General features: G+C 46.3%; 18 protein-coding genes. 8 read left to right on the top strand and 10 right to left on the bottom strand.

All coding sequences use genetic code 11. The features are described from left to right. Window positions 1–2 precede the first annotated feature (2 nt). The 5 genes from SYNCC9902_RS06945 to SYNCC9902_RS06925 form a co-directional block, all read right to left on the bottom strand. Window positions 3–4,382, bottom strand: coding sequence for a multicopper oxidase family protein (locus SYNCC9902_RS06945; protein WP_011360171.1), 4,380 nt, complete (start codon window positions 4,380–4,382; stop codon window positions 3–5). Window positions 4,383–4,495: 113 nt separating this feature from the next. Then, entirely contained in the window at window positions 4,496–5,887 is a 1,392-nt protein-coding gene (locus SYNCC9902_RS06940; protein ID WP_011360170.1) for an MFS transporter, read from the bottom strand. 137 nt (window positions 5,888–6,024) lie between these two features. Next, window positions 6,025–6,876, bottom strand: coding sequence for an HvfC/BufC N-terminal domain-containing protein (locus SYNCC9902_RS06935; protein WP_011360169.1), 852 nt, complete (start codon window positions 6,874–6,876; stop codon window positions 6,025–6,027). Beyond that, entirely contained in the window at window positions 6,873–7,742 is an 870-nt protein-coding gene (locus tag SYNCC9902_RS06930) for a DUF692 domain-containing protein (protein ID WP_232179191.1), read from the bottom strand. The genes SYNCC9902_RS06935 and SYNCC9902_RS06930 overlap by 4 nt, the downstream gene beginning before the upstream one ends. A 164-nt stretch (window positions 7,743–7,906) precedes the next feature. Continuing rightward, a complete protein-coding gene (locus SYNCC9902_RS06925) occupies window positions 7,907–9,322 on the bottom strand; it encodes an aminotransferase class I/II-fold pyridoxal phosphate-dependent enzyme (protein ID WP_011360167.1) in 1,416 nt (471 codons plus the stop codon). A gap of 48 nt (window positions 9,323–9,370) precedes the next feature. On the opposite strand from SYNCC9902_RS06925, the gene SYNCC9902_RS06920 reads away from it, so the two are divergent. The 4 genes from SYNCC9902_RS06920 (at window position 9,371) to SYNCC9902_RS06905 (ending at window position 13,460) form a co-directional block, all read left to right on the top strand. Then, on the top strand, window positions 9,371–11,020 hold the full coding sequence (locus tag SYNCC9902_RS06920; protein WP_011360166.1) for an ABC1 kinase family protein: 1,650 nt from the start codon (window positions 9,371–9,373) through the stop codon (window positions 11,018–11,020). 42 nt (window positions 11,021–11,062) lie between these two features. After that, the gene (locus SYNCC9902_RS06915; RefSeq protein WP_011360165.1) at window positions 11,063–11,482 is read left to right on the top strand and encodes a hypothetical protein; all 420 of its coding nucleotides are present in this window, start codon (window positions 11,063–11,065) and stop codon (window positions 11,480–11,482) included. Window positions 11,483–11,826: 344 nt separating this feature from the next. Continuing rightward, window positions 11,827–12,570, top strand: a complete 744-nt coding sequence (locus SYNCC9902_RS06910; protein ID WP_011360164.1) for a pseudouridine synthase — start codon at window positions 11,827–11,829, stop codon at window positions 12,568–12,570. Next, window positions 12,567–13,460, top strand: coding sequence for a helix-turn-helix domain-containing protein (locus SYNCC9902_RS06905; RefSeq protein WP_011360163.1), 894 nt, complete (start codon window positions 12,567–12,569; stop codon window positions 13,458–13,460). The genes SYNCC9902_RS06910 and SYNCC9902_RS06905 overlap by 4 nt, the downstream gene beginning before the upstream one ends. Window positions 13,461–13,802: 342 nt before the next feature. Here the strand turns inward: SYNCC9902_RS06905 and malQ are convergent, their stop codons facing one another. Together malQ and SYNCC9902_RS06895 are read right to left on the bottom strand one after the other, a co-directional pair. Beyond that, a complete protein-coding gene (gene malQ / locus SYNCC9902_RS06900; RefSeq protein ID WP_041425054.1) occupies window positions 13,803–15,356 on the bottom strand; it encodes a 4-alpha-glucanotransferase in 1,554 nt (517 codons plus the stop codon). Between the two features lie 39 nt (window positions 15,357–15,395). Next, a complete protein-coding gene (locus SYNCC9902_RS06895; RefSeq protein ID WP_041425051.1) occupies window positions 15,396–16,424 on the bottom strand; it encodes an NAD(P)-dependent oxidoreductase in 1,029 nt (342 codons plus the stop codon). An 84-nt stretch (window positions 16,425–16,508) separates the two neighbouring features. Here SYNCC9902_RS06895 and SYNCC9902_RS06890 point away from each other — a divergent pair, with 84 nt between their 5' ends. Continuing rightward, complete coding sequence (locus tag SYNCC9902_RS06890) at window positions 16,509–17,468, top strand: LCP family protein (protein WP_011360160.1); 960 nt, start codon at window positions 16,509–16,511, stop codon at window positions 17,466–17,468. Here SYNCC9902_RS06890 and SYNCC9902_RS06885 read toward each other — a convergent pair. Beyond that, window positions 17,428–17,958 (bottom strand): hypothetical protein, encoded by a 531-nt coding sequence (locus tag SYNCC9902_RS06885; protein WP_041425049.1) that lies wholly within the window; start codon window positions 17,956–17,958, stop codon window positions 17,428–17,430. The two genes, SYNCC9902_RS06890 and SYNCC9902_RS06885, sit on opposite strands and share 41 nt — an antisense overlap. Before the next feature lie 56 nt (window positions 17,959–18,014). On the opposite strand from SYNCC9902_RS06885, the gene SYNCC9902_RS06880 reads away from it, so the two are divergent. The 3 genes from SYNCC9902_RS06880 to SYNCC9902_RS06870 are packed head-to-tail and all read left to right on the top strand — an operon-like array spanning window position 18,015 to window position 20,407. After that, a complete protein-coding gene (locus SYNCC9902_RS06880; RefSeq protein ID WP_011360158.1) occupies window positions 18,015–19,010 on the top strand; it encodes a ribose-phosphate pyrophosphokinase in 996 nt (331 codons plus the stop codon). A 12-nt stretch (window positions 19,011–19,022) separates the two neighbouring features. Continuing rightward, complete coding sequence (locus SYNCC9902_RS06875) at window positions 19,023–20,180, top strand: glycoside hydrolase family 10 protein (protein ID WP_041425047.1); 1,158 nt, start codon at window positions 19,023–19,025, stop codon at window positions 20,178–20,180. Further along, the gene (locus tag SYNCC9902_RS06870; RefSeq protein WP_011360156.1) at window positions 20,177–20,407 is read left to right on the top strand and encodes a hypothetical protein; all 231 of its coding nucleotides are present in this window, start codon (window positions 20,177–20,179) and stop codon (window positions 20,405–20,407) included. Before SYNCC9902_RS06875 ends, SYNCC9902_RS06870 begins: the two co-directional genes overlap by 4 nt. Before the next feature lie 56 nt (window positions 20,408–20,463). Here SYNCC9902_RS06870 and SYNCC9902_RS06865 read toward each other — a convergent pair whose 3' ends face one another. Further along, window positions 20,464–21,258, bottom strand: a complete 795-nt coding sequence (locus SYNCC9902_RS06865) for a sulfotransferase (protein ID WP_198001726.1) — start codon at window positions 21,256–21,258, stop codon at window positions 20,464–20,466. 31 nt (window positions 21,259–21,289) lie between these two features. Then, complete coding sequence (locus SYNCC9902_RS06860) at window positions 21,290–26,116, bottom strand: glycosyltransferase family 4 protein (protein ID WP_011360154.1); 4,827 nt, start codon at window positions 26,114–26,116, stop codon at window positions 21,290–21,292. Window positions 26,117–26,135: the final 19 nt, after the last annotated feature.

The following is a 26,135-nucleotide window of genomic DNA, read 5'->3' as shown; positions in this document are numbered from 1 at the left end:
AATTAGAAGAAGCCCGACTTTGAGATATCTGTGCCTATCAAGGTGTTGAGGGCCGTCTGGGTATAAGACGTCATCTCTTCCATTACAGCCCTCCAATTGCTGAGACTACCAATTGCATCAAGGGGTGAAGTGATGCTTTGAAAGCGAGCTTCATCGCTTTGAAGACCTTGACCAAAGGATCCCATCTGGTTGGCATTTGTGCTCCATTGAACTTGATTCCATTGCGCTATTGAAGACATCAATGCTGTGCGATAAATGTCGTCATCGCCTGTGTTCTGTAAAATAGATAGAGGAATCAAACTTTGATCAAGTCCGCTCTTCACAGCATTACTCCATTTGCGTATTTCTCCCTTCGTAGCGGTTCTCCCATAAAGGTTCTTTGTCGCTCCGGTAATAACATCAGCGATCGGCAATGTGCTCAGTGAACCGCCATAGCTAGCTGTAATTAATTTAGAAGATTTTGGATTATTGATGAGGTCTTCAGCAAGCTGCTGTGCTGTTTGCCCTTGGCCAAGAATGGCTCCGGCGGCAGTCGCAAGATCGCCAGGTGCCATGGTTTGATTGGCATAAACTTGATACGTTAAATTTGCCATATTGATTCTTTTTTGAGTGCTTTTTGCTTTGAATGTAGTTGACAACTCTGAGTCTATGGCACCAATTAAATCAGTTCTATTTGTCTTATTGATTTGATTAAGATTAAAAGCTAGCTGTTGAGATGAATTGAATAAATCCTTGCTGCTAGCTGAATTTCCATAGCTGTATTTTCCATTACTGACTCCTTGTGCAATCACTAATTGATCATCAGTTATTAATCCGGTGGTCCCAAATACACCTGCAATGACTGGTGTTGTAGCAAGCCCTGATTCGCTATAAAGATCAGTTTCAGTAATGGAGAGAGGCATTGAGTTGTGACGAAGATTCTCAATGCGATCGTCCTTCATGACCATGGCTCCATGACCACTATGGGTGCTTCCATCCATGGACGACTCCATCTCTGAAGTGGCAATAAAGTGACCAGCTTGCAATTGAGTAGTGAAGACCTGCTTTGTTTTGTTGGATTCAGAATGGGTTGTGATAATTAGGTCTTCCAATGCTGATTGCGCGTAACTACTAAAGCCAGAAGTTAAAACAACTTTGCTTAGATCTTGAAGGCTCTTGTCTTGAATAACAGCATCAGCAAGCACATTATCATTGGGAAAATATCCACCCTCCATGGTTCCTGTTTGATAGTTTAATGCCATTGCTGCACCATCCAAAACAACAACTCTCAATCCACTGTCTACGGCATAGCTGACCGCTATATCTTGGAAGTTATCCAAATTCATGTCAGCCATTGCAACACCAACCTGATTAATATCTAATCCGTCTACTGGCTTTAATTCTTGATCATCAACGTTGATAATTGTACTGATATCGGCAAACGGATTGAAGTCAAAAACATTTTTCCATTGTTTTGCAGTCTTTGAGGAAGTCCAGGCTTTAATTTGAAGGTCCTGAAGATTGATGTTGCCGGCCTTTGATTTAGAAAACCCAGCCGTAACTAGATCGCGGTTGCCATCACCCGTGAAGTCTTCAATAAACGCCCAGGGAGCATATTTTGATTTGTAGGGTTTAATTTTACTCAAGAGTGTCGTTTTATTCTTTAATGCAGCAGCGCCATCATAAATTTCTAAATGACCCGATGAAGAGTTGGAGCCTCTACGGCTTAAAACTATATCTTGCGTGAAATCGTAGTTTAAATCACCAGATTGCATCCTATCAATTTTAAATTTTGAATTCTCAGGTTTTAGTGTGCGCTCACTAAAGTCCTGTGCTTGACGTAAGGTAATATTCCCATCCTTATTTGTATAGTTGTCAGATTCTGCGTTTGTAATCCAGCTACTATCGGTATTTTCGACAATCGTAATAACCTGCATCATTCCAGCATCTTCATGAGGAAGTATGTGGCAATGAAAAACATATGTCCCAAGATAGTCTTGGAATAGCATTCTAACAGTTTGATCATTGGCGCCCCAGGTGCCAATTGAATCGACCTTATTTTTGTCTAATGCAGCACTGATTTCATGAAACCTTCCTTGAAGTGGTTTTAGCTCTACATTCTTTTCTAAATCGGTATCGTAATACTTATACCCTGAAGAGTTAAGCATCGTAACATCTTCTAGGCTCCTTTTTTTGTCAAGCTCAGTGTCGCTATTTTTTGTCTGATAGTCGTTGATATGAATATGAAAAGGATGCCCAATATATTTAGTCCCTCCATTGACACTCCAATTGCGGAGGTTCCATTCTTCCATTGTCCCAAGTTGGGCGATTGTTATTGAACCATTTGGAAAAACATGATCATTAATTAGAAATGGATTATTGTATCCAAACCAGTTGTTAGAGCCGCTTGTAATTTTTGAAAGAGCATCGTATTGTTCAAACTGATTGTTAACGTCTGCTGAGCTATTGTAATCAGATACTCGTTCTTGCGTAGCTAGATCCCACTCATCCTTGTCACCAACAAGCACTCCTTTGGCCCAATTAAATTCTCTTTTTCGTAGAGGTTTCCATTTTGATTTTTTCGAATCAAATAAATTGATGCTTGGAACAGCATTTGTATCATAATCCTCAGGCTTTGTTGATGGTTTGATCTTTTGAACTTCAATCCCTTTGTTGGCAATTCTTATATCACGATTGAGTTTTCCAAGTGATGGCAGTTTTGTCTTTTTGTTAACAACAAAAGTTGCCATTGGGCCCGCACTTTGACCATTCGTGACGCTCTTAAGATCCTTGGCTGTTGTGCTTAGGTCTGGATAATCACCCATATTTTCAGTTTTAAATATATTGCCCGAATCATCCGAAAATGTATAGTTAGAGACGATCTCAGTTGTTCCCCCTGGAAGATAAGCCAGAACATCAACCCGTTTGCCAGGTGCCAGCGAGATGACATTCTCCTGCTGCTTATACTCCGTAGGAAGAGATGTTTCTGGATCGTCTGTGGTTGTTAGTGTCCCCTTAGCCGCTCGTATTTTTGGGAATTGATGTCCATCTTCGCCATAGATATATAAAGGGAGTCTTTCTCCAGTTTCCTGATGAATAAGGCTAGCATTGTAGAAAGCTTGATTAGCTTGATTGCTGAAAGTAATTGATTGCCATCCCCCTTTCCCTGCATCGGCTTCTGGCTGAAATTCACCATTCACCGTCACCATTGTCATGGCATTGGTAAGCGGACCTCCGTAATTGTCGTAGGCCGCTAGTTGTAATGATCCAGTATCAGTATCGATTCCAATATCTAGCATTTTTAGAACAGCTAGATTTCGTGGAATATCCTTAAAAGCAGGTATCTTGCTTAATGGATCCCCTACTTGCATGAAACCTGATGCACCCCCGTAGACTTGTTGATTAACAGAGGGGTGGTAGTGCGGGTGATACCAATAAGAACCCTGTCCATGATCTTCTGGTAAATCAATAATGGTTGTCCATTTCTGCCCTGTCGTAAATCTCGAAACTACGTTGTCCCCAAATCCAGTGGGATTGGTGTGAGATCCATGGAGGTGATAATTAAGAGATGTCGTTCCTCCAAGTCCATCACTTGCACCATTTCCATAGGTGCTATTTGGGACAAGAGTTGCTTGCTGAATTTGTGAATTATTTAACTCTCCAATTCGTATGTCGTTGTTGAAATTGAGTCGGATCTGATCGCCAGGTTGCGTAATTAAAACTGGTCCGGGATAACTTGTTCCTTCTCCACGCAAGCCGTAGCTATAAAGCATTGCTGGATACCAGAGATTCGGATTAGTACCTTCCTCAAGTTGCAATTTTTCTGCATTGAGATTTTGCAGGAGATTTCTTTCGTCGTAGTCAGACTTGATAACATCAGCATCTACAGAATTGTTATTATAATTAGCCCACATTTTTCTTGGATCATAGTTGCCCAAGTCCTGTATTGCTTGATAATATTTATCTTTTTTAGAGCCGACTGAATTCCACGTTGAATTATTTGTAGCACTTTCACTCGAGCCAGGTCCAATATAACCGAGCATGATCAGACTTTTCATCGACTGATTTTTTGGCTGCTTTGTCCACTTGCTAACGACTTTTTTTTGTACTGCTCCAAAAATTGATGAGGAATTGATTGATCCATCACTCTTTGTTTTATTTGTGATTTGCGGTATCAACCATTCTTTGGCGAAATTCGAAGATCCTTTGATATTGATTGGATCACTTGTGATATCAATATTGGCAACTAATTTGTTTTTATAGGATTGATTTCGTCTTCTTTTATTGCTAAGCCTGATGTTTGATCCTGTCCCTTTAGCTACCAAGCTTGAAGAGTATTTGATGTTGGGACTGCCATCAGTTTTTTTTGGAAATAAACTGCCGATAATATAATTGACTGCCATTGATTTAATCCCTTTCAGTCACTCTAGCTAGCCAAGGCGCCAGTACTCTAAAGTTAATGATGCTTTAATTTGCTTCAATTGCTCGCCTGATTAAAAGTTTCATTGTTTTGGTATTAAGTACTTAGGGTCTTTGGTTCGGTTAAATCCTGAAGCTTTCCTGCTTGCCATATGCCAATGCAGAAAAGTAATATTAGTACCATCACTTCTTCGTGCATAATGTGTAATAAATTTTCTTTGGAAATGATGTTTGAAAGATGGGCTTGTTTTGAGACGATCGAGCGAATTAAGGTTGGGTAGGCAGCCCCGATCGATATGCCAACGTTGATAATTAAAGTGTTAATCGAAGCCCCTTTCATGGAATCATTGACTCCAAAATTTGCCATAGATAATCGACTTAATTGTGATGTGCTTCCAGCAAGTAGGCCAATAAAGCATATGGCTATCCAATCAATTAATCTAAAGCCATCCGGTTGCACTGAAAGCAGAATGACAGCCCCTGCTAACCCCAGAGAGAACATTGTTGTCATTAATTTTCGAATCCCGATCGATTTGCAGATGTAGCCGCTTGTAAATGCCATCACTCCCACTGATATCAAAAATGGGAATAGTGCCGACGAAGAGTTTAATTCGCTTAGTCCTTGAATGGAATGGAAATAACCTGTCAAAAGAATCAGCATTGCCATGAATAGGCAACGGATAATCAGTTGAATTATTGATGGTCTCCACCATTTGTAATTTTCTAATATTTGTAGATCAATGACGGGATTCTCTGTCTTATTCAGGTGTTTCCAGAAAGTAAAAAAGCCGATTCCGATTAGCGACAAGAATATTATGATGCTTGATGGATTTAATCTTCCCGCCATTGCAAGGGTAAATAGTATGACTGCTGGCAATGCTGAGAGATATGCAATTCCTTTTATGTCGATATTTTTCCTGGTATTACCAGGCTTATAGGCAGGAAGAATTCCTGCGAATGCCAAAGCAATTAATGCCGGTAAAGCGGCAATTGGAAATGTTAATCGCCAGCTCGATATACTTTGAATCAACCCACCAAGAAATGGTCCTATTACATTTCCGATCGTTATTGTTGCTGCCCAATACCCGAACGCAATTGGCTTCTCTACGCCACTAAAAATTCTATTTAAGAAAGCTAAGGCAACTGGAGCCAGGATTGCCGAGCCAATCCCTGAAAGACTCCTAAACACCAATAAAGATTCTCCTGTGGTGGCGAATGATGCTCCTAATGCTCCAAGTAGAAATATGATTAAACCAATGGTATACATTTTTCTTAAACCATATCTATCTCCGAGAACTCCAGCCAAAATCGATAAGCTTGCTGCAGTCATCGAATAGATCAATAGAGTCCATTCACCAATGCCTGCAACATCTGGAAAGGTTTGCCCAATCGACACGAGTGCAGACATCACCACATTTGTACTTAGGCATGTCGAGAGAGTTGGTAGGGCTACGAGAACTAATAGCCACCACTTATTTATGTTGGTCATTTGTTGAACTATCTAAAGTAGTAATTAATGGGATAGGCGTCTAAGGCTTTAAAGATTTTGCGACTATATTTCGGGCCTTGTTTGAATTCTGTGGTCTTTACTAATGTTCCGAATGCAATATTATATTTGCACATTGTTCATATCAGCTTGTCTTCAAGGTCGCAAATTACACCTTCGTCGATCAGTTGTTTGATCAACTTCAATGTTTGACTCTTTGATTGATCGAAGAACTTACCTTCATGAATTAGTGATGCGATAGTATGTGTTCCATCGCAATGATTGAGCAACCTGGCCTCTTGAGTGTCTAAGGGCCTAACAATTGCATTGTGATTTTGATTTGCATAGATCAAAAACGTGCTCACACCTTCGGAACATTTTGTTGGGGAGCTGCCCTTTGTTTTTTCTGCTGCTAGTCGATGAAGTTCCTTTAGGTCGACTCCGGAATAACAAAGCCTTGAGGCGCGATTAAGGCGAGGCCTTAACCATATTGAATTTCGATGGTTCAAGTTTCTTATGAGCTCTTCAGCTGATGCTTTGCTTTTATTGGCGACTAGCGTCACCCAGTGAATCCGCCAGTCGAGCATTGCTGCTGCTTCGACCATGGTTGATGTCGAGTAATCGTCTTTTGACGAGTCCCGATTGATGCTTGTTAGGTGTTCTCTCTGTTCTTCTCCGATGTTTCCAACATAGGAAGCAAACTCAGTTGAGAGGGCTTGTGCATTTAATGGTTCTCCTAGGGAGTCGGTATAAAACTGCTGTACAAATTGGTTGAATGTGTCCTCTCCAAGTACCCATTGTAAGGACTGGTAGATACCTTTCAGTGGTTCAACTGTTCGTGCCATTGCACGGTGAAGATAAATCTCAAGGACCTCTTCACTGTCTTTAAAGCCTGGTGCGGGTTCAATTTGATCGAGTAGCCATTGCCTTGGTTTATCATGCAAACTTGCCAAGAACTGTTGTTGTAGGCGAACGATTTGTGGTGATCTCATGAATTTGCACCTTCCTGGAGTGTTTTGAAGCAATCGCTAATCTTTTCAACCTCTTGAAGTGTGCGTGTTAGCGGTGGAATATTATTTTCCCATTCTAAAAGTGTGGGCCATGCCCCATATTTTTCTAAGCATTGTTTGTATAGATCCCAGACTTCGTCGTGCACGGCCTCGCCATGATAATCGATATAGACTTTCCCATTTCCTTTTTGTTCCTCCGTACATCCTGCTAGATGATACCCTTTAATACTGTCAGCATTGATCTGACTAAGCGTTTCCCATGGATTTTCTCCGAAATTCATCGCATTGGCCCAAATGTTATTTACATCAAGCAGTACAAAGCATCCTGACCTTTTTGTTATTTCATTGATGAACTGTATTTCAGACATTTCTGATTCTTTGTAGCGCATATAGCTGCTTATGTTTTCCAAAAGGATTGGAGCCCCTATGGCTTCTTGTGCTTCATCGATCCTTTCGACCATGTATTGCACTGTTTCATCTGATTGAATAAGCGGTATCAAGTCGTGGAAGTGATGCTTTGATAGCGAGCTCCAAGAAAAGTGATCTGAGAAGACTGCTTCAGGATGTTCTTTTAGTAGGTTTTTAATCAGTAACAGATATTCTTTATCAAGCGGGCCTGATGAACCTATCGATAGGCCAAATCCATGAAGAATAACTTGATAATGATGTCTTAGTATATCTAGGTGTTCCCTGTAGGTTCCGCCTTGCTCTTGCAGAAGGTGCTCAGGATGTATTTGAATAAAATCTAAATTTGGCCTTTGATCAAATAGTTCTTGGGAATTCTCATGGCACAGGTTCAGTCCGGCAGACATTCTTTTAAGCCCGGTTGATAGACGTTGTGGGGCCAATGTTGTGGATGAATTCATTTATTTATCTATATTTTCTATCTTATCTGTATTTTCGGTGTCTTCTGGGTTTTTCATATTCACTTCATGATTCAGTAGGTGTTGGCACTCTTAATTGCTGGTTGATTTATTTCTTTTGGGAACGTGCGGATCAATTTTAATGTCATTTATGAATTGCCTGTAGCATTCAACATTACCTTTATTTCGTTAGGCACTGCATTCTTCCAATCAATGCTTTGTTCTATTAACCATCTCATCCTTGCATGATCAATTTTCTCTCCTGGTATGAGAAGTGGTATCCCCGGCGGGTAAGGACAAACCAGCTCGCTGGCAATTTCCCCTTCAGCATTCTCAATTGAAACTATTCTATTTTCTGCTGTCCATGCAGTGCTGAGTTTCACCTCAGGTTCCCGGACTAATGGTAAGGGTGGATTTGAAAATGTTGGTTGAGGTGTTTTATCTAATGTTGTTGACTCAATGTCTTTCCACGCATTTTTGAGGTGTCGATAAAGGCCTTCATGTTTCGCCATACCTAGGCAAAACGTTAATGTGCTGGGCTCTGGAAGTTCAGCAATCAATCCCCTTTGCATGAATTGTTCGTCAGCTTCTAAGCCATTCAGTCCGATGGAACCAGTATGGAGGATGAGTCGTAGTGGATCTTGATTGGTGATCAATGGCATCCCAGATTGACGTAGCTTCTCCGCAAGTAAGCGCCCCTCGTTGATTCGTCTTTTTAACTCGTTTATGCCCTTTGGGTTCGTCCATTCTTGTATTGCTGACTCACACGACGCTAAAAGTAGAGAGCTTGGGCTTGTTGTTTGCAGCCAGCCTAGGCATCGATTGATTTGTTCTGGATCTACACGCTGTCCCTTCTGCCACAGGACCGCCGTTTGCGCGATTCCTGCCGCTGATTTATGCAGTGAATGGACGACTAGATCTGCCCCACAATGTAGTGCTGAAGCCGGTAGATCTGGATCCACCTTTGCTGCAAAATAGCTTCCATGGGCTTCGTCTACGAGTACAACAAGATTTTGTGATTGCAAAAGTTGAATTGTTTTGCTTGGATCCTCGGCGTAGCCTTGATAGGTGGGGTGAATGAGAACTGCAGCTTTGATTCGTTTCTTATCTGTGGGTAACTCGTTAAGAATGCACTGCATCCAATCACAGTCTGGTTGAGTCGCATGCCCATATTTATTGCTGTACGGAACGTTATAAAGAATTGGTTTGATGTCTCCGAGTACACAGGCTTGAATCAGGCTTCTATGAACGTTGCGAGGCATGAGAACGGCATCGCCGGGCTGAGCGATTGCCAACAGGGCTGCCTGAAGTAATCCTGTGGCCCCATTCACGCCGTACCAGCAGTGATCAGCCCCTATGGCGGCTGCTGATTCCCGTTGACTTTCTCCAACTGCACCATGGAGTTCGAGTGGCCCGCCAATCTCCGCCAACTCCGGTAAGTCCCATGCTCCAGCCCTTTGCCTTAAAAGACGTTTGAAGACCTTCGGTAGCGCCTGTCCTCTTCCATGAGCCGGCAAAAACAAGCTCCTGCCGAGCCGTTTTTTTAACAGGGGCAAAAGGGCCATTGCACAGAGCGATTGTCCTTAGAGTCTCACTCTGTATTTAGCCGCAATATGCAGTACGACTCCGGGCGTGACTTTTGGTGGTTGCTCCTTCGGCCATGGATTGCGATACCGCGGTTGATTCAGGTGCTTTGGACGCTGAGCGGTTTGGTCATCGTTCTTCTGCTGCGTGGTTCGAGTTCCGATGCTGACGTTCAGCGAGGTCTGGCTCGACGCATTCTCAACACCCTCACTGGCCTTGGTCCTTGTTTTATCAAACTTGGTCAGGCTCTTTCCACCCGTCCCGATCTTGTTCGGCGCGATTGGCTTGAGGAGCTCACTCGTTTGCAGGACGATCTTCCGGCGTTCCCTCATTCGATCGCCTTATCACGCATCGAACAGGAGCTTGGTGCCCCAGCGGAACAACTCTTTGAGGAATTCCCCTCAGCACCGATTGCCGCCGCCAGTCTTGGACAGGTTTATAAAGCGCGACTTGAAGGTCAATCCTGGGTGGCGGTCAAGGTTCAACGGCCCAACCTCACCTTTATCCTTCGCCGTGATCTTGTTTTGATTCGGGCTCTCGGGGTTCTTACAGCACCGTTTCTTCCCCTCAACCTTGGCTTCGGTTTGGGAAGCATCATTGACGAGTTCGGGCGGAGCTTGTTCGAAGAGATTGATTATGAGCAGGAAGCAGATAATGCAGAACGCTTTGCGAAACTTTTTGCTGACAATCCAGCGGTCTATGTGCCCGGTGTTGAGCGCATGCTTAGTTCAACGCACGTTTTGACAACTACGTGGATTGAAGGCTCGAAAATGAGAAATAGTCAAGAGTTGATTGATCAACGCTTAGATCCTGCCGCATTAATCCGCACTGGTGTGATTTGTGGCTTACAGCAACTGCTGGAATTTGGGTACTTCCATGCCGATCCACATCCGGGCAACCTTTTTGCTCTGCAGGGTCGTAGCGGTGACATGGGTCATGTTGGATATGTGGACTTCGGAATGATGGATTCGATTAGTGATAGCGACCGGCTCACGCTTACCGGTGCCGTAGTTCATCTCATTAATCGTGATTTCGCTGGGCTTGCTGAAGACTTCCAAAATCTTGGTTTCTTAAGTCCAACCGCAGATCTTGCCCCGATCATTCCTGCCCTTGAAGAAGTGCTTGGTGGAAGCCTTGGTGAGTCGGTTGGTTCGTTCAACTTCAAAGCCATCACCGACCGCTTCTCAGAGTTGATGTTCGATTACCCGTTCCGTGTTCCTGCTCGTTTCGCATTGATTATCCGTGCGGTGGTAAGTCAAGAAGGTCTCGCCCTGCGCCTCGACCCTGATTTCAAAATTATTTCCGTTGCCTATCCATATGTGGCAAAACGGTTGCTGGCTGGCGACACCAGTGAGATGCGAGAGAAGTTGTTGGACGTGATCTTCGACGAATCAGGTCGTCTGCGTCTCGAGCGATTGGAAAGTCTCTTAGACGTTGTTGGTCAAGGTGCGCCCTCTCCAGGCGTGGAATTGTTACCCGTTGCAGGAGCTGGTCTTCGACTTTTGTTCAGTCGGGATGGTGCTGATCTGAGGAAGCGTCTCCTGCTCACTTTGATCCGGGACGATCGCCTTCATACAGACGATGTGCGTGCGCTTGCGGGCTTGATCGGCAGAACGTTTGGGCCTGGCCGTATTGCGGGAGGCTTTTTGCAGCGGCTCAATCCCCTCGTTGCAGCTTGATGAATCCACTAAGGTCAACGTCCCGTTTCGAGAATTGCTTCAATGCTTGAGGAGATCACCGCCGAGCAGATTGAGCAGTACTTGATGATGGCGGTTCTTCCTCAGCCGCCATACCTGATGGCTGGAGTTGGCCTATTGATAGGTGTCCTCTGTGGACTGACGTTTGGTCGTCTTGTTCAGAACAAGCTCGATGGCTGGAAGGAAGACCGTTTACCCCTTTTGCCTCTGGCCACCGCTGAGATCTTTTTGAGTTTTTCAGGCACCTTGATTGGTGTAACCCTCTTTATTGGGTGCTGCTTGCAAATTTTTGGGTTCGCATCAGGGACTGCTCTTTTGGTTGCGCTGTTGCTCTCTCTGCTCACTGGAGGAGCTTTGTTCGCACAATTGGAGCGTTTGATGCAACAAGTGGAGAGCGGTAATTTCAAGGCAGTTGATTTTGATAACTTTGACGAATTCTTTTAGACCTTTCTTTTTGCTCTTCCCGCTTTAACGATCCACTGGATCCAGTGCATTGAAAGTAACTCCTTGAATAATTTTGGAATTACTAGCTAAATCTTCAATTTTTTATATGATTAGTTGTTGTCGTTTCAAGTAAAATCTCTCGTTCATGTTCAGCTTATTGGCTGATATAGTTGGATCGATAGTCTTTTTTGATGAAGACATCTGTTGCCTAAATGCCAGGATACGAATTGAGTTCCCTCAGTAGTATTGATCTTTATTTTTAGGCGATCATTTGTCGAGGTTTTGGCTTCTGTCTTGTAAATTCAACGTTGATTTGAAGCACATTATCAGCCCGATTTCATAGCGTGACTCGTCAAAGGCTTCAAAAATTGATGGCCGCTGCCGGGCTGTGTTCACGTCGGCGCGGAGAAGATTGGCTTCAAGCTGGTCGCGTAACGGTTGATGGGCGTGTTGCGAGCCTCGGGGATCAGGCCGATCCCAATTCTCAGCTGATTGAGGTGGATGGCGTTCCCTTGATTTCAGTTCAAGAACCACGCGTGTTCTTGCTTAACAAGCCAGTCGGGGTGATTTGTAGTTGTCGTGATCCTCAAGGCCGGGCCACGGTTTTGGATTGTCTGCCCCATCAAGAACGCTCAGGTCTGCACCCTGTTGGGCGACTGGATGCTGATAGTCGTGGCGCTCTTCTGCTAACTGATCAAGGTGAACTGACGCTGCGGTTGACCCATCCCCGCTACAACCACGCCAAGACCTATCGCGTTTTGGTCAGAGGGATTCCCAGTTCGCAAGCCCTTCGTCGTTGGCGAGATGGCTTGCTGTTAGATGGACGCCTGACTCGACCAGCTCGCGTGCATTGTCTTCGGTCACGCGGCGCATCATCGTTATTGGAAGTTGAGCTCAAAGAAGGCCGCAACCGCCAAATTCGACGGGTGGCTGAGTTGCTTGGTCATCCTGTGATCGATTTGCAGCGGGTTGCCATTGATGGCATTCGTCTCGATGATTTGGCCGAGGGCTGTTGGCGCCGTCTTGACGCGAGAGAGTGGAGCACCATCTTGGTTGGGAACGCACCTCGGTCCATGGACCCATCATGAATCTGCGATTGAGATTCCCAAGGCGTTGGTGGACGCGTTCTGGGCTTGCCTTGAAGCGGTCTGATCTTGAGTCTGTGAGTCGTGGACAGCAGGCTCAAATTCTTGGGTCGATGATTCGCGAACGTCGAGAGTTGATGGGGTTAACGCTGAGAGATCTGGCAACTCAGATCAGGATTACAACGCCAGTTCTCGAAGCCCTAGAGCGTGGCTGGATCGATCGTTTGCCTGAGCGAACCTATTTGGCTTCCATGCTTCCTCAGGTTGAGAGGTGCCTGGAGCTCCCCCCTGGCTGTTTGGAACCGGTTCTTCCAGTTTCGGTGTCCCGTTCGAAGCTGAAATCTGTTCGCGGTTTTGGTCGCTTTACCCCTGGAAGTATTGATGTCTTTACGACCTGGCAAGGGAGCGTGGTGTATGGCGCCGTCATGATTTTTAGCCTTGTGGCGATGAATCGTCAGCAGCAAACTTTTGCTCGTCAAAACGGTCTCGCCTTGCAGCCTGTAAAAGCCAACATTCAGGTCGTCTCGTCAGCGCCTGTCACGTCGACGGCTGGGGCTTTATCCACCTTTGAGGGTTTGCGACCCCTCGAGCAGGCTCGCCAGCGTTTGCCTCAAGATTGGCTGAAAGGCGTTGCCACGTCCGTCAATCCAAACGATGGAGTGTTGCAACTGTTGTTCAACCAACCGAGTCAACTGAAGATCAACAGTGAGGGTGGCGATCGTGTGCAGCTTGCTGCCGGGCAAGGTCAGCTCACCTTTCAGATGAGGGCACCGATTGACCTAACCATGACCCCACCGCCTGAAGAGATCCAACAGGTGAAGTGGAACGGTGTTCCGTTAAAGCAAGTTCCCAAGTTTTCAGGGGTATACCGGGTGGAGAAGTCTTCTCTTTGAGGATCTGACTTTTCCTCACTATTTAATATGAATTTCCCATAAAAAAGCGACCTCTGAGTGAGGCCGCTTTTGATGCATTCCCTTAAAATAATCTTATGGGTGCGTCTTCTCCCGTGCCATGGGCGTAATTACTCACCTCTTTCTGGCTAATTGTTGGGAGTGGTTTTGAAGATATTGGGCTTTTGGTGAAAATTAATCATTTATTAGTTTTGCAGCGGTCGATTTGGTTTCTTAGGAAGATCTTGGTGGCTGCAAAAAAGCTTTCAATTATCATTGAAACGTCTATAAGTTAAGCTTTTGAACGAACATTGGCAAGAGCAGTCGTCATCAGCTTTCCCACAATTATTGATGGTTTAGCAGCGCTGTAGCGCTCTCAAGGTTTCGTCCCCAAACCTTGGCGCGTTCTCCAAATCCCTTCAGAGATCCCTCCAGTGTGTTGTCAAACTGACTGAGGCGCCAATTCCAATTTCCTGTGCATGTTCCAGGGGTATTGAATCGGGCTCGGTCGTCGAGATGCATTAAATCTTGGAGGGGCGCAACCACAAGAGTGGCTGGTGTTGCAAATGCCATATCGAATAAATGCCAAGCGGGAGCAGAGACTTCGCCATTAATCCGTGTCGTAATTCGCTCTCGGCTATTGCTATCGAGACGCTGCCACCAGCCCAGGGTTGTTGGGTTGTCATGGGTTCCTGTGTAGACCACCCAGCGGCTGCCATCCATGTTTTCTGGAAGATAGGGATTGTCGCTTTGGCCATCAAAAGCAAACTGAAGCACTTTCATGCCAGGCAAGGCAAATTGATCACGCAGGTCTTCCACATCTGGCGTAATCACGCCAAGGTCTTCTGCAATTAAAGGCAAATTCCCGCCCGCGTCTTTCTGCAATCTGGCCAGCAAGGCATGGCCTGGGGATGATTGCCATTGACCATTTTGAGCGGTTGTATCCCCCCCTGGAACGGCCCAAAAGGCAGCGAGGGCGCGAAAATGATCCAATCGCAGTAGATCAACTAATTCCCGTTGGCGGCTGATGCGGTTTCGCCACCACCGGAAGCGGGTGATGCGGTGTCGTCCCCAGCGATAGACGGGGGACCCCCAGAGTTGCCCCGTTTCGGAAAAGTAATCCGGAGGAACCCCACTCTGAAGAGTGAGTTCCCCGGATTCTTTCACGGTGAATAGGTTGCGATGGCTCCACACATCAGCGCTGTCGGTGCTCACGTAAAAGGGCAAATCGCCAAACAACACCACGCCCAGGTCGTGGGCCAGTCGTCGGATCTCTTGCCATTGGCGATCAAGCTGCCACTGCATCAGGCGCTCTTTCATCAGCGCTGCTTGATTGTCCGCTGCCCAGGCTTTGAGTGCTCGACGTTGATGCTGGGCCAGTGGCTTTGGCCAGGTCCACCATGCGTTGTTGTGTTGGGCATGCAAAACGCTGAACGTCACGTGGTCGTCGAGCCAGGATTGTTGGCTGCACCAGTGCCGGAAGGCCTCGTGTTGTTCTGACGTCTGTTGCGGCCACGCCTCAAGGAGTGCATCGGCCAGGGCGTTACTGCGTTGGTTTGCCAGCTGGAAATCAAGCATCGTTGCCTCGGCTGCTGTCACGGATGCTCCGGGCAGGCCATTCAGGGCCTCGTGGCTGATGAATTGTTCATTCGCCAGATCTGATGCGTCGAGCAACCAGGCGTTGAGGGCAAAGCAGGAGGGGGAGCTGTAAGGGGATCCAGTCGGATCTGGCGGTGAGAGCGGCAACATTTGCCAAACTCCGATGCCGCTGTTGGCCAGTTGATGGAGCCAGCGACGGCTGGGTTCACCAAAAGTTCCGCAGACAGGGCTGTCGGGCAGTGCTGTGGGATGGAGCAACACACCGCTTGTGCGGGCCCGCTGGGTGGCTGCCTCGGTCATCAACGGTTGTGCTTCCTCTATCGCTGCAGGATGCCTGCTTCAGAAGACGCTGGCATCCCCAAGGTCTTGACCTGCCATTCCGTCGCGGACCACCCGCTCGAAAAATTGCTCCAAGGTGTCCTCTCCATAGGAGGGGGTTGCATCGGCGTCGTATCGCTGTTCTTGGGCATCCCAAACCAGCATCGATTCACTGGCGTAGTAACGGCCAATTCGTCCGAATTCAGCGGTGTCTTGAAGACCTGGAAACAGCTTCGATAGGCCCTCGAGCAGTGCAATCGGGCCGTCCATCAGGGCGATTGGCACGGACAACATTCGTTGTTGGCGCCCTAGGGCACGAAACAACATTTCCCCCTGTTCAAGGGCACTCATGGCGGGTCCAGGGCCGCCAATGGGAAGAACCTGGTTGCGTTTCTCCGGATCCGTGATGCAGTCGGCCATAAACGCAGCTAAATCCGACTCGCTGATCGGTTTACAGCTGGCGAGTGTTCCGCCGCCGAACATCACATAGGGTCCCCCCTTGCGGCAACTTTCCACCTGACCGCCCAAGCTTTTAAAAAAAGCTGTGGGCCGGACGATGGAGTAACTCATCTCGGTATCGGCCTGCAGTGCTGTCTCGAAGGCCAGCTTTGCTTTTTGGAATTCCAGTAGTGGCTTCTGCACGCAGATGGCTGAGAGCAGAACGTAATGGGCAACCCCAGCCTTCAGACCTTCGGTGTAGGTATTCAAGCTGGCCTGATGGTCAATCGCCCAAGAGTCTTGTCCCCCTCCCGTTCGAGAGGCGAGGCAACTCACAACAACATCCACTGGTTGCTGAAAAGCGTTTTGGTTCAGGGAGTCCACGTCTGTGACATCTCCAAAGCGCACCTCTGCTCCAGGGAAGTCCGCCACCGCTTGATCTTGGCTTTGACGTCCGCCAACGCCACTGCGTTCTCGACAAAAAGCCACCACCTGATAGCCCCGCTTGACGAGTTCCTTCACGACAAACCGACCGATGTAGCCCGTGGCGCCGAACACCACGACGCGAATGTCTGCGGCAGGCCGTTCTCGAAAGTCGTGGCGCAAGGGCATAAAGGACGACATGCAAGGCCCCAACGCTAAAGACTGGACAGCGGGGTGAAGATAAGTCTGGTGTAACCCAGGAATCGGCGGACGATGACCTCTTCCAAAGAGACGCGCTTGACGCGCTGGTTTGGACGTCGTCCATTGAGAACAGTCTTGCGCCTGGGAGCGATCGCCTTAGGTGTGGGTGCGACGGGTTGGCTGCTCAGCGTGCTTTGGCCCGAGCCAGATCGCGCCGCCAAAGAGGCTTCAACCAAGTCGGAAGCCATGACTAACTTGGCTCCGTTCCCCTCCGCGCCTGTGATGGTGCTTGTGGTGGGGATTGATGCCAATCAGCTTGGTGAATCGTCCAATCAAGCCGCACCATTGGGTCGAGCCAATGCCGATGCACTGCTCCTGCTGCGCGTTAGCGCCGAAGAGCCGCTGCAGGTGCTGCAGCTTCCCAGCGAGATCGCCGTGCAATTGCCAGGAAGCGACTCACCGACCAGTTTGTCCAGCCTTTGGCAACGCGGTGGGGTGGCGTTGTTGAACGATGCTATTCAAGACATTCTTGGGTCAACGCAACAGGTACCTCAGCGGTATGTCGTGATGCCTCGCTCAGCATTACGCAGCCTTGTGGATGGTCTGGGTGATGTGGATTTAGTTCTCGATCAGACCTATCAGCACAACGACCAGTCTCAGGGTTACAGCATCAATCTTCAGGCCGGACGGCAACGACTGAATGGGGAGAAGGCAGAACAATTCGCCCGTTACCGACCAACTCCTCTGGATAACGCCAACCGACGAAACCGACAGCAGGATTTGATCTTGGCCTTGGTTGATCAGGTGAAGGATTCGAGTGTGATCTCAACGCTGCCGTTGCTGGTGAGCCGGTTGGACGATGAGTTGGATACCAATCTCAGCCGTCGTGAGCAATTGAGTTTGGCGGCGGCTTTGATCGCGAGTCCGCTACCGGTTCGCATCACCCAGGTGCCCCTGGCCGAGCGTATGGACAATCAGATTTTGCGACAAGTTAAGCCTGATCAGACGTTGCCCCTGTGGCCACAGGACTGAGGAGCGATCGACGCAACCAGACACTGAACGTTTCCACGGCATCGTTGTGATCGTGATGCTCTGCTGCTGGAATCCAGCCGCGCCATGGCAGTCCATCTTTGCGGCGTTCCGTCGTATCCCATGCCCCGTGAAGCTGCACCAAGCCAATCAAGGGCACTTTTAATTCGCGGCAGAGCGCGGCATAGGCCGGGCCGACCCCAGGGATTCTGCCGTCGTCATCTCCTGGGACCAAAAGCAGCACGGGTTGGCGCCAGTCGGCAAGCGCTTCCAACCAGCTGCCTCCATCGCGATGGAACCGGGCGGCATCACCGCAAAGTCGAACCAAATCGCGCGTGGATTTTGTCGATGCCAACACGTTGTGCGGAGATTCTCCGCACGCATAACTCAACAGGCCACATCCACAGGATTCGGCGATGGCTTCACAGGCTTGCCTCATGGCCAACTCCGGGATGGGGCCTGCACCCAGGATCAGCGGAAAACCTTTGGACATGGGGGGCGCGTTCACCACTACCATCGGATTACAGCAGAATTCGTTCCGCGGCCGCCGTGACCAGCTTCCTGACAGCACCGCGGGCCGAGCAAGAGAAGCTTTCTGGTGAAAGTCCAAGGCTTCGACTTTTTAGCGGTACCTCTAACCCTGGCTTGGCTCGGGAGATTGCCGCATACCTGGGAGTTCCTGACGGCCCTCGGATTGTGAAGCGGTTTGCCGATGGGGAGCTCTACGTTCAAATCCAAGAGTCGATCCGCGGCTGTGATGTCTTTCTGATCCAGCCCACCTGTGCTCCGGTGAATGATCACTTAATGGAGCTGCTGATCATGGTGGATGCGTGTCGACGCGCATCCGCTCGACAAATCACAGCAGTGGTTCCTTACTACGGCTATGCGAGGGCTGATCGCAAAACAGCGGGTCGTGAGTCGATCACCGCCAAGCTCACCGCAAACCTGTTGGTGACTTCGGGAGTGGATCGCGTGTTGGCGATGGATCTTCATTCCGCTCAGATCCAGGGTTACTTCGACATTCCGTGTGACCACATTTATGGATCGCCGGTGCTGGTTGATTACCTATCAACGCAAAATCTCGGAGACATTGTTGTCGTGTCGCCCGATGTCGGTGGAGTGGCACGGGCTCGAGCGTTTGCCAAGCAAATGAATGATGCGCCTCTTGCGATTATTGATAAAAGACGGACCGGTCATAACCAGGCTGAAAGCCTCACGGTGATTGGTGATGTGGCGGGTAAGACGGCTGTTTTGATCGACGACATGATCGATACGGGCGGCACGATTTGTGCTGGAGCGAAGCTGCTTCGTCAACAAGGTGCGCAACGGGTGATCGCCTGTGCCACCCACGCTGTTTTTTCACCACCAGCTTGCGAACGTCTTTCGGCAGAAGGTCTTTTTGAGCAGGTGGTTGTTACCAATAGCCTCCCCATTGAGTTGGATGGAAGTTTCCCGCAGCTCAAAGTTCTCTCCGCTGCAAACATGTTGGGTGAGGCAATTCTGCGGATTCATGAAGAGAGCTCGGTGAGCTCGATGTTCCGTTAAAGCCTCTCCCTGATGTTGCAACGGTTGCTCTGCGGCGTCCTTGCGGGGCTCACCTCTGTTGGAGTGTTTACGCTCAACGCCCAGTCGCAATCGCGCTTGGATCGGTTGTTGCGAACCAAGACCACGATGGGGGTCTGGCTCACCAATAGCCCAAGCCCTTTGTATTACGACCGCCGTCGCATGGCGGTTGCGATGGAAGAGCTGCAGCGGGCTGGATTTACGCGAGTGATCCCTAATGTTTGGAGTCGTGGAACCACATTTCACCGGAGTCGGTTTGCGCCGGTGGAACCACCCTTAGCCAAGGTTGGGCTTGAGATTGATCCGATTTGTACGCTCGCCGCTGAAGGGCGAAAGCGCGGCATCAAGGTGATGCCTTGGTTTGAATATGGCCTGATGGAACCGGCCGATGCTCAGGTCGTGAAAGATCACCCTGACTGGGTTTTGGCGAAAGCGAATGGCGAACACACGATGACGATGCACGGACGGCATCGCATGGCTTGGTTGAATCCAGCTCACCCAGAGGTGAGGGAACGATTTATTGGGTTGGTGGTGGAGTTACTTCAGCGATGCTCCATGGATGGCCTGCAATTGGATGACCACTTCGCTTGGCCTGTGGCGTTTGGCTACGACAGCTACACGTCGAACTTGTATGAGGAGCAAACGGGAACGTTGCCTCCCATCGATCACACCAATCGCTACTGGATGCGTTGGAGACGGCGGCAGCTCACCTCGCTTTTACGGGATTTACGTGCCCGCCTGAAACAAGAACAATTGCCCCAACGGATCAGTCTTTCCCCCGGTCCATTTCGACAGGCGTACAACATTTGGCTGCAGGACTGGGAACTTTGGGCGATGGGTGAGCTCATCGATGAGCTTGTGGTGCAGAACTATGCCCATTCAGTGAAGGGCTTTGCCCGTGATCTGGATCAGCCTGCGTTACGCAAAGCACGTGAGTGGCGGATCCCCACTCAGATCGGGATTTTGGCTGGTTTTGGCCCACGGACGACGGCAATCCCCGTTCTGCGAGAGAAAGTTCGATTGGCTCGAGAACGTGGTCATGGCGTTGTTTTTTTCTATTGGGAGGGCTTATGGGGCATGCATGTCCCACAGGGGGATCGTCAACGTCGCTACGGTTTCTTCGACGAATTAGGTGAATTCGAACAACAATGAATCAGTTCGAAACCAATCAAATCAAGTCGCGCCTACGTCGATTAGAACTGTCGGAAGAATTTGTTGATCAATATGTTCATAAACTTCAGGTGAATTGTGAAAGTTATCAAATGGCTTGCAAAACGATCGACCAGTGGCAAAAGCAAGATAGCCGCGAGATTGTTTCTCAGGTCTTGGCCTGTGGAATTATTGCCGCTGTTCTTGGTGGATTTCTAGCCACCCTTTGATGGATATTTGGGGACTATCTCTCAAGCAAAGACTTTATTAATGTAAAACATCTAGATTAAAAAGGATAAAACCATTTGTCGAACTCTGAGAAGTCAGAACACACTCGTTCTTGGATTCGTGTAGGAAGTGCATCCATAAATGCCATGCAAGATCCTACATTAATGGATGATCCAAACTGTCGAGACCATTCAATCGTATTATTAAACCGTTTATTGCTAAGATTAAAGTATTCATTTTTAAATTTAAGGCCAACAAAGTCAAACATTTTGTTTACGGTATTTTTAGCGTCAAAGCAGATGTCTTCGAGACGAACAACATGGCAGTTTTTATTTTTCCAAGCATAGAGATAGCCTTCATAAGCTGAACGCATATAGTCTATTTTGGGATTTTTCCATTCGTCATACCACGAATCAATCTCATCTAAAGAACGTTCCGAGCGTTTGAAATCGGAAAGAGCAAGTGATCTTGGATCTTTAATTACAGCGATTGCTGGTTGGTTGAAACGTATTTGAACTTGTCTTAATCGCGTGATATAGCGCGGTGTTTTATCAAAAATAATCCTGGGGGATTTATCTTTAATGCTTGCAGAACGTTCGAATAATCGACGGTAAAAATCTTGAAAGGAATGTGCTGAGCAGGCATAGGAAAGGTCGTTATGGTCTATTCCCCATCCCACATACATGTGCCGACAAAAAGGTTCAAATGTTAAAAATTCGCTTGGGGTGTTGCATAGGAGTACACCACATTCAAAGCCTGAGTCTGCTGCAGGATGTTCTCGAAATAGATCAGAAACCATTGTAGTTCCACTATGTTCAAGGCCACAAATTAAGAATCCGAGTGAAGGATGCATATTTTTTCGCCAAAATCTCCAATTCATTTTATCAGTTTTTGACATTCGGTTTGGTTGTGTCAAGACAGTTTGGTAGATCTCTTAGTGCTTTTACTAGATCTTCTAAATTATTTGGCTGGATGACGGTTCCATTTTTTTCCTGTGTGTTCAAAATAGGCTCTGCCAATGCGCCTGCATCACTAGCAATCACCCAGAGTCCAGCGCTAAGGGCTTCTCGTGTTACGAGTCCAAAGCTTTCTGGCCAGATGGATGGTGCGATTAATACATCCTGTTCACTGTAGAACTCTGGCATTTTATCCATTGGAATTGGGGCAATGAAATTAACATGATAGCCATTCCAGATTGATTCATAATTATTTTTAGAGGATGATAATCTATGATCTATAATGGTGAATTGTATGGGAAGTGATTGCGGCAAGTAATGAACGGCCTGCCTCAGTAACTGGTAACCTTTGTGTAAGCTCATGCCACCAATATGGCATAAATTATAGTTATTAATGGAAGCTTTAGAGGGCAACTTTTTGCTTCCAGCTGGTATCCCCATGTCTGTGGCTGTATTAACTTGAACATCAACATCTTTAATGCCTGCACTCTCACAAATCTTTTTGAAGGCTTCTGAAACTGCAATTCTTCGTTGAGCACCCTCTAAAAGTTGATAGAGATCGGATCGACGTTGAAGTGCTTGTTGGGCTTCATCTGGGCTTGGTTGCTGATCAAAATGTCCGAGAGGATCTGCAGGATCGATCAGTCGTCCAGCCGCTGATACCAAAAACTGTTGATGACTCATCCACCAAGCATCATGCATCACGATTTCGTAGGGGATTTTGTGGCGCCGGGCTACAACCAATGGGGCGGCGGTCAGAAGTTGACAGCAGTGACATTGAACTAAATCGAATGATTCACTTATGAATAGGTCCTCACAGAAGGCTTCTACTAGTGGATCATGATATTCAGACCATACTTTGGGTGGCAATGAAAGACGAATAATTCTGGCTCCACGCCAGTGAGAGACATCAACTTGTACTTCTTGTTGATAGTTTTGATAATCAATATGCTGTAAATCTGCGAGGAAAGGCTCTTGCTCGATTTCCTTTAAATTCTGTAGATTGGCTGGGTCAGACTGCCAGTTATTGTACTCGGTGCATAAAACTGTTATCTCGTAATTTGTTTGATCATCCGTCAACATTGTTTGAACGTAGTCTTGAGCGACGCGTGTAGCTCCGCCAATACTCTGGTGTGCAAAGAATACATTCATCACCAAAATTTTTTTACAAGGTCGATTAGTCGTCGTCGTCGTTGAAATTGATTTCGATATTTGATTTCTCCAGAACTCTCTCCCAATTTCACTATCAAACAAATTGTTGGCGTGGTTTCGAGCCTTTTCTGCAATACGGCGCATTTTTGATGGGTCTTCCATCAATTGGATAATGGCTTGATGCCATTCCTCTGCTGTTTCGGCGATCAGACCTGTTTCGCCATGGCTGATCACATCGGTGTACGCACGAACTGGTGAACAAATGCAGGTCACACCACATAAACTGGCTTCCATCCACTTAATGGCACTTTTGCCGTGGGTCGTAGGATGTACCTCGAGGGGAACTAATGCAATATCACTCGTTGTAAGAAGATCTAGGTACGTTGAATAATCGGAAAATGGGATTGATTGGATGCGTTGGCCGAACTTCTTAAGTTCAGATCCAATATCAATATGGCCTATTACTAGTAATTTGACTTTGCTGTGACTTGCTAAGATATTAGCAAGCACCGGAAATATCGTCTCATTTAGAATTTGTTTATGTGAGAGAGTTCCAGACGTGATAACGATCTGAATTTCTTCATTATTTTTCCTGGAATTTCTAATATTTTTTAGTGAGTTGGAGACCGTTATGAGTGAATCAAGGGGAAGATTATTGAGGATGTGGATGGGTTTTTGGGAATCGCTCAAATATTGACGACAATATTCTGAGAGCACAGATGTGGAGACAATTACCTCGTCTGCTGCATTTAAGACGCCGACCCTGAGGGGGTAGTCAATGCATAAATTCTTGTACTGATCATTGGAGATTGATCCACCATAGGATTCATATGCTGCTGGATATTCAGGTGTGAAGATTAGGTCATCAATCTCAGCAAACACCTTTACACCACTATTCTTTGCGAATGAAATTGCCCTTAAAACAGGATATGTTGCGGCTAGTCTGCACACAACGAGGGCATCTGCCCACAAAATATCATGACTACATTCCCAAAAATTAAGATCAAAGTGATTCATGCATCTGACTTCACAGCCGATTCCTTCAAGCTGTCTTTTTTTCTGCTCCACTCTATATAACCAACATTGTTTTAAGCTCTCTTCTCCAACAATAAGCCACCGCTTAAGTTCTTTGGGTTTTGTGCTTGTAGTTGATTGCTCTGCTTTAATTATTGGTTCCCAAATTAATTGAGCCAAAGATCCTTTGATAGAGATCATCTTCTCATGATGTGAAATGATATTTTTACGACTAAATTTTAAATTAAGCATGGCTTCGATTGTTCTTTGTGTTGAATTATTTGCAATAAAGCCCAGCCTGTCTACCCAATGACGGGGAGCTGATTGACGGGGATATTGTTCTATATGCTGCGGTATTGTCTGTCCAAGTTTTTGGGTCAGTAACCAAAGAATCTCAGCTGATTTATCTGAAAAATCGATTGCAGCTGCATAATAAAATAGATCATTAACTGGTTTATTTTCTACAATGCTATTGGCATAATTTGCTGCTAGATAGCCGAAACGATCTCCTCGTTTATGGGCAAGATCTATAAACTCTTGACTATAAGAACTACTCTGATTGCATTCAATAATTGAACGCAAATAATATGAAGTTGTTTGGTCTGCATAGACTCCTGCCGCAATGGATGCGATTGTATCAACTAATGGGCCTGCTTTGCCTAATCGGTTTGGAATATCTTGAAGAAAGATTGTAGCAATTAAAATCTCTGATATTGGGATGCATGAGGATCGCCAGATCTCTTTTTCCCAATTTTGAAGCCCAATGAAGCTTCGCTCCTTTAGTAACAAATTAATGTTGAATAGACATTCTTCAAGGCTCTCTTGAGTGTTATGAACTGAGTGATTGCCATGAATCTTACTTTGATCTATAAACGCAATTATATATGTGAAAGCTTTTAAGATAAGCTCTAATCTTGTTGCTGATTCACTATTACTTCCATAGTCTAGGGCCACATTTTTTGTATGGTTTTGTATGGCTAAATCAATGGGAAGATTGTTCCAATATCCAGCACAACAGCGAAGTGCTGAGATTTCCAATAATCGTTTTCTGATGCTGCTCGTTGCCTGGCTATTACTAGATTTAGACAAATACTCAGTGATTTGTTCATATTGATCAGACGATATTTTCTCAGATGTTATCTCTTCGACTAGACGGCACTTCATCGAGTCGGTAACTGTCCAAGGTGATCCTGCTATGGGCAAACCACTTTTACTTTCAATAATGTTCAATGTGACAGGTTGATCGAGCCACTCAGATATCGAAAAATCAGTGAACAACTTTAGATTCACTGAGAATCCACAATTGATTTTCCCTGCAACAATATTGTGTAGGTCTGGCCTTGGGATCGAAGCCTCTGCCTCTCCAATGATTAGATTTCTCTCGATCCAAAATATTTGAATTAAAGAAGGATCTGTACCGAATTCATTTGCATCGGCCCAACCATGTAACTTTTGCGACTCACTAAATCCATCGATATGTCCCACCACCTTTTTTGATAGTTCAATCGGATGATTGAATTTCGACCCTACCGATTTCTCTGGTTGGATCTCCTGATTTTCATTTGGGGGACGGGTTATGTCTACAACTGCAATTCCTTTTTCTCTTTGAAGGAATCTTCTGCGAATGCCAGACAATATGATGTGTTTTATTGATAACTCAATCTCTCCTGAGACTATTTGCCGCGCCAATAGTAAGTTGCTAGTATCTTGACTTTTTTTCTTGTATTCATCGAAATCGATTAAATATAGTATTCTCTGAATTGATTTATCAATGTATTTATTGCTTTCACTTGGATTGGAGAGAGGAACGATTGATGATTTGTTTTTCCAATCTTTAGTCCAAATTAATTGTGTATCCATAAGTTGACAAAAACCTTTCTTCTTTAGATATCGACTAATGGAATCCTTCCAGATCAGTGCTAATGGATGAAGTGTTAGATCAATAGTTGAACATAAATTTATTATCTTGTCTGAGCGTTTTATTGTGAGGAATGGGTCTCCTTGAGCAATGCTGATATTAAAATTATTTGTTCCCGTTTTCAGAAGACTGGAGTCTTGAATGAAGGCTTCTAATTTACGTGACTGAATTTCGGATCTTCGGAGTAGTTCTAATTGTTGGGAGGGATTGCACCATCTGATAAGGGGGCTTGCAAAAATCCCATTCATCGAGCTTTTATTAAATGTATACCATGTTCTTTTGCCTCCTTCTTTTCCTATAACTCCATGAATTATTTCAAGCTTAGGATCTGTGCGAAAGTGTGTACGTGAGCGCTCTCGGATTAGTATATCCGCGTATTTGTTGTCATCTCCTGTGATGACTAGGAGAGGAGAATTAATGTCTGGGCAAGGGCAAAGAGATGCTGGCCCTATGTAAATATATCCCTCATGAATGGCTTTGTTTTTCAGAACCAAGTTTTCTTGAACTATATATTTATAATATAGCATGTTAAGTGGCTCTGACTTTCTCGCTTTGGGTCCAACTGTTTTCAAGCTTAAGATTTTTTCCTGTATAATTGCTTCAAGGTCTTGACTTTTGATTTGCTTATATTTTTCGCCTAATCGCTTCCCATCGATTGCCAAAAACAGCATAAGTATTGGTAATTTTGAT

The sequence above is a fragment of the Synechococcus sp. CC9902 genome (assembly GCF_000012505.1).
Taxonomy (GTDB): domain Bacteria; phylum Cyanobacteriota; class Cyanobacteriia; order PCC-6307; family Cyanobiaceae; genus Parasynechococcus.
Note: the sequence above shows the minus strand (reverse complement) of the source record. Positions and strands in the feature narration are given on the sequence as shown.